Genomic DNA, 5,267 nt, shown 5'->3' with positions numbered 1-5,267 from the left:
ATTCTGCATCTATTTTTTACTAATCTTTTTAAAACCCATGATAGAACAAAATATTTTCTTCCGGCATAATGGAAAAGGTTGAAAACAGCGCGGCATAAAGCTGCAGAGGAGGGAATGTAATGTCGGAAATTGCATTGAGAAATGTAAGCAGGCAATTTGATCCAGAGCATTACGGAGTAAAAGACTTTAATCTGGATATTCATGATAAGGAATTTGTCATATTTGTAGGACCTTCCGGATGCGGGAAATCAACTACACTCAGATTGATCGCAGGTCTTGAAGAGATTACAGACGGTGAACTCTGGATTGATGGACAGCTTTGTAATTATCTGGAACCAAAAGAGCGGGGAATGGCTATGGTATTCCAGAATTATGCTCTTTATCCAAATATGACTGTCTATGGAAACCTGGCGTATGCTCTGAAGATAAGAAAGGTTCCCAAAAAGGAAATCCACGAGAGAGTTCATCATGTGGCAGAAATTCTGGAGATCGAGTCTCTTTTGGACCGTCGTCCATCAGCTCTTTCCGGAGGGCAGAAGCAGAGGGTTGCCATAGGAAGTGCGATCATTCGTAAACCGAAGGCCTTTTTAATGGATGAACCATTATCGAATCTGGATGCAAAACTGAGAGCGCAGATGCGGGTGGAACTTCTGAAGCTTCACGAACAGCTTGGAACAACAATGATCTATGTAACTCATGATCAGACGGAAGCAATGACTCTGGGGACAAAGATTGTGGTTATGAAAGCCGGATATATACAGCAGGTAGGTGCTCCGGCAAAAATCTACAACAACCCGATTAATCTGTTTGTTGCAGGTTTTCTTGGTTCGCCGTCCATGAACTTTTTCAGATGCAGGATCAAGGCAGAGGCAGACAATCGTGTGGCTCTTGTAATGGAAGAATCCGGTCAGGGTAAAAAGTTTTATCTAAGTGATCCGTTGACAAAACGTATGGGAATAACTGCGAATGGTCGTCAGGTAATCCTGGGAATCCGTCCGGAGGATATTTATGATGAAGACGGTGCAAGAGAGCTGGGAATTATGGACCAGACAGAAAATATGGAAGAAATAGTCGTAAATCGGGAAATGACCGGTGCAGAAACCATACTTTACTTTGATGAGCAGAATAAAACTCATGCAGTACGTCTGAAACCGGAAAATAAGACACAGACAGGTGAGAAAATAAAACTTTATTTCGACATGGAAAAAATACATATTTTTGATCCGGAAACAGAAAAAAATCTTTTATACAGGGAGGAGGTGCAATAATGGGAAAAAAATCAGCGGCAAAAATCAACCCATATTTTTATCTTGTCCCAAGTATGTTGATTTTCGCAGTATTTTTGTTTTATCCATTTTTTAAGACTATTTACCTTAGTCTGTATAAAACAAATAAAATGGGTGAGGCAAAGCTTTTTGTGGGCCTGGAAAACTATAAAGCTCTTCTTAGTTCCCCGTCTTTCCATAACAGCCTGAAGGTTACCCTGATATTTGTTTCAGTGGTTGTGATTGGGAGTATGTTTTTGGGTCTTGTGGCAGCAGTTCTCTGCAATAAGGCTTTTCCGGGAATCAGGTTTTTCAGCACGGCCTATGCTCTTCCTATGGCGATTGCCTCCAGTTCTGCGGCAATGATCTTTCAGATCATGCTCCATCCTGCAGTGGGAATTGTAAATAAACTGTTGAATCTTGATATTAACTGGCTGAATGATCCTAAAACTGCGCTTTGGTGTGTGGCAATCCTTACAGCGTGGCTGAACAGCGGAATTAACTTTCTGTATTTTTCCGCAGGACTGGGAAATATTGACGAAACAATCTACGAGAGAGCGTCGGTGGATGGCGCAAGCGGCATACAGCAGTTTTTCAGCCTTACGCTGCCCGGACTTTCTCCTATTATGTTCTATACACTGGTAGTTAATATTATTCAGGCATTTCAGTCCTTTGGACAGATTAAGATCCTGACAGAGGGCGGACCAAATGAAAGCACCAATGTAATCGTCTATTCTATTTACAGAGATGCGTTTTTTAACTATCGTTTCGGAAGTGCAGCGGCCCAGTCAGTCATCCTGTTTCTGATCGTTATGGTTATTACACTGATTATGTTTCGTATGGAAAAGAAAGGGGTAAAATACTGATGAGTCAGGCAGAAAATATGGCTTTGCCCATGGAGGGACAGATTTCCAGAAGTGAGCTTCTGGAGATAAAGAACACAATGAATACCAGGGCTCTTGCCAAAAGAAGAGGGCGTACAGCCCTTCGGCTGACAGCGAATGTTCTGTTTGCTTTTGTTGTGCTGCTTCCATTGCTTTATGCAGTAAGCATTGCATTTATGCCGTCCAGCGAACTTTTTACAACAGAATTGAATATTCTTCCAAAGCATCCTACATGGAGTAATTTTATCAATGCATTTAAAAATGTACCGCTTCTGAAATTTATTATGAACTCCTTTATTATGGCAGGATGTATTACTATCGGACAGATTATTTCCTGCTCGCTTGCGGCTTTTTCTTTCTCTTTCCTGGAATTCAAAGGAAAAGGAATTCTTTTTATGCTGGTTATGGCAACCATGATGGTTCCCGGGGAGGCTACGATTATTTCCAATTACCTGACTGTAGGAAAAATGGGAATTCTTGATACTTATCCGGTACTGATCCTTCCGTATCTGACATCTGCAATGGGAATCTTTCTGTTCCGGCAGTTTTATATGACGTTTCCGGTTTCTCTTTATGAATCGGCAAAGCTGGATGGATGTGGCAATCTGCGCTTTATCGTAAAAATCCTGATTCCACTGACAAAATCTGCTATTGGAGCTATGGCGGTCTATACCTTTATCAATGCATGGAATATGTATATGTGGCCGCTTCTGGTAACAGGATCCAATGAAAGACGTACGGTTCAGATTGGTATCAGCATGCTGGACAGTGTGGATTCCCAGTCCATCACTCTGATGATTGCAGGCGTGGTAATGATCATTATCCCGTCAATTTCTATTTTCATCATCGGCCAGAAACAGCTGATCCGGGGAATGTTCTCCGGAGCTGTGAAAGGATAAATAAAAATCACACGAAGAAGAGGAGAAAAATCATGAAGAAAAAAGTAATTGCGTCAATGCTGGCATTATCCATGATCGCAGGAACTTCATCAGCTGTATTTGCAGCAGAAAATACGACAGCAGAGATGGCGGATGCCTCAGAGGTAGATGGAACAACAATTTCCTTCTGGCATTCCATGGGAGGAGTTAATGGAGAGGCTCTGGATACTCTTGTAAAACAGTTTAATGAGGAAAATGAATATGGAATTACTGTAGACGCACAGTATCAGGGAGAGTATGACGATTCTCTCAATAAGCTGAAAAGCGCTCAGATTGGAAATATGGGAGCTGATCTGGTTCAGGTTTATGAGATTGGTACAAGATTCATGATCGATTCCGGATGGATCGTGCCTATGCAGGAGATGATCGACGGAGACGGCTATGATCTTTCACAGATCGAGCCAAACCTTGCTGCATATTATACCATTGATAATGAATTATATTCTATGCCGTTTAATTCATCGACTCCAATTCTCTATTATAATAAAGACATGTTTGAAAAAGCAGGAATTACAGAGGTTCCGGACAGCCTGGAAGGAATCGGTGAGATTGGTCAGCAGCTTCTGGACAATGGCGGAGCAGGAGAGGCTATGTCCATGGGAATTTATGGATGGTTTTTTGAGCAGCTGATCAGTAAACAGGGACTGGAGTATGCCAATAACGGAAACGGACGTAAAGAAGCTGCAACAGCAGTTGCCTTTGATGAAAACGGAGCCGCAAAAAATATTCTTACAGTATGGAAAGATCTGAATGACAAAGGTTTTGCTCCGATTGTAGGAAAAGGAGGAGACGCAGGTCTTGCAGACTTTTCAGCAGGAAAATCTGCTATTACTCTTGGATCTACTGCATCTTTAAAACAGATTCTGCAGGATGTTAACGGTAAATTCGAGGTTGGTACTGCTTATTTCCCGAAAGTATCCTCTTCTGATGAGGGTGGTGTATCTATTGGAGGCGCTTCTCTGTGGGCTCTTGATAACCAGGATCCGAAAAAGCTTCGTGCAACATGGGAATTTATCAAGTTTCTGATCTCTCCTGAATCACAGGCTTACTGGAATGCACAGACTGGATATTTTCCGGTAACAGTTGCAGCTCAGGAAGAAGAGACCTTTAAACAGAATGTAGCGGAATATCCGCAGTTCCAGACTGCTATTGATCAGCTTCATGATTCTGCACCGGAATATGCAGGAGCACTTTTAAGTGTATTTCCGGAAGCCAGAGCAATCGTGGAATCAGAAATTGAAAGTCTTCTTAATGGAAATGAGGATGTGGACGCTGCAGTGAAAAATATGACAGAATCTATTAATGGAGCAATTGAAGAATATAATCTTGTAAATGAATAAAAACAATGGTGCAGTACAGCTTTATTCCAAAATCCGGGTGTGGTAAAATACACCCGGATAGATTTTTATGGAGGACAGAAAAGTGAAAACTACGGAAATTTTTGCCCACAGAGGCGCAAGCGGTTATAAGTCAGAAAATACCCTGGAGGCTTTTGCACTGGCAGTAGAACAGGGAGCAGATGGAATTGAACTGGACGTCCAGCTTAGCAGGGATGGACAGATGGTGATCATTCATGATGAAAATATTGACAGAGTCTGTAATGGCACAGGCTGGGTAAAAGACTATACACTGGAAGAACTGAAAAGATTTCAGGTTAGTACTCCTGAGGGGGGAAAGGGCAGGATTCCCACTCTGAGAGAGGTTCTGGAGCTGGTAAAACCAAGCGGTATTAAGGTGAATATTGAATTGAAAACAGGGATTTTCTGGTATCCGGATCTGGAACGTATGGTAATAGAAGAGGTAAAGTACCAGGGAATGGAGGACAGGATCATTTATTCTTCCTTTAATCATTATAGTATGCAGAAGATCAGAGAATTAAAGCCGGATGCGGAAACTGCTTATCTGTACAGCGACGTGATTCTTAATGTGGCAGATTATGCAAAAAAGACCGGGATCAAAGGTCTGCATCCGGCGATCTATCATATGGCAATGGCAGATTTTCTCAGAGAATATAAGGAAAGTGGATTGAAAATCCGTGTGTGGACAGTGAATGAAACAGAGCATATGGAGAAGCTGTTCCACGCAGGCGTGGATGCAATTATTACCAACTATCCAGATCGGGCACTGGAAATTCGAAACAGAATTCAAGGAAAATAAAAAGATTATATAAAAGAAGGAGG

General features: G+C 41.9%; 5 protein-coding genes. All 5 read left to right on the top strand.

Annotated elements, in window-relative coordinates; translation table 11 throughout:
- Window positions 1-119 precede the first annotated feature (119 nt).
- The 5 genes from RDS42_RS12315 to RDS42_RS12295 all read left to right on the top strand — a co-directional run bounded on the left by RDS42_RS12315 (window position 120) and on the right by RDS42_RS12295 (window position 5,244).
- Window positions 120-1,268 (top strand): sn-glycerol-3-phosphate ABC transporter ATP-binding protein UgpC, encoded by a 1,149-nt coding sequence (locus tag RDS42_RS12315; protein ID WP_308783919.1) that lies wholly within the window; start codon window positions 120-122, stop codon window positions 1,266-1,268.
- Window positions 1,268-2,131 carry a carbohydrate ABC transporter permease gene (locus tag RDS42_RS12310; protein WP_173752726.1) on the top strand — a complete coding sequence of 288 codons (864 nt, stop codon included), beginning with the start codon at window positions 1,268-1,270 and terminating at the stop codon, window positions 2,129-2,131. Before RDS42_RS12315 ends, RDS42_RS12310 begins: the two co-directional genes overlap by 1 nt.
- Window positions 2,131-3,048, top strand: coding sequence for a carbohydrate ABC transporter permease (locus RDS42_RS12305; protein ID WP_301910802.1), 918 nt, complete (start codon window positions 2,131-2,133; stop codon window positions 3,046-3,048). Before RDS42_RS12310 ends, RDS42_RS12305 begins: the two co-directional genes overlap by 1 nt.
- A 32-nt stretch (window positions 3,049-3,080) precedes the next feature.
- Window positions 3,081-4,427 carry an ABC transporter substrate-binding protein gene (locus RDS42_RS12300; RefSeq protein WP_173752724.1) on the top strand — a complete coding sequence of 449 codons (1,347 nt, stop codon included), beginning with the start codon at window positions 3,081-3,083 and terminating at the stop codon, window positions 4,425-4,427.
- An 82-nt stretch (window positions 4,428-4,509) separates the two neighbouring features.
- Entirely contained in the window at window positions 4,510-5,244 is a 735-nt protein-coding gene (locus RDS42_RS12295; RefSeq protein WP_308783918.1) for a glycerophosphodiester phosphodiesterase, read from the top strand.
- The last annotated feature ends 23 nt before the right edge of the window (window positions 5,245-5,267 follow it).

Source organism: uncultured Blautia sp., assembly GCF_902497045.1.
Classification (GTDB): Bacteria; Bacillota; Clostridia; order Lachnospirales; family Lachnospiraceae; genus Blautia_A.
This window is presented reverse-complemented; position numbering and strand designations above follow the sequence as displayed.

What these genes read in the sequence shown, in the direction of transcription:
- RDS42_RS12315 (WP_308783919.1), top strand. Translation starts at nt 120, where the DNA reads ATGTCGGAAATTGCATTGAGAAATGTAAGCAGGCAATTTGATCCAGAG.
- RDS42_RS12310 (WP_173752726.1), top strand. Translation starts at nt 1,268, where the DNA reads ATGGGAAAAAAATCAGCGGCAAAAATCAACCCATATTTTTATCTTGTC.
- RDS42_RS12300 (WP_173752724.1), top strand. Translation starts at nt 3,081, where the DNA reads ATGAAGAAAAAAGTAATTGCGTCAATGCTGGCATTATCCATGATCGCA.
- RDS42_RS12305 (WP_301910802.1), top strand. Translation starts at nt 2,131, where the DNA reads ATGAGTCAGGCAGAAAATATGGCTTTGCCCATGGAGGGACAGATTTCC.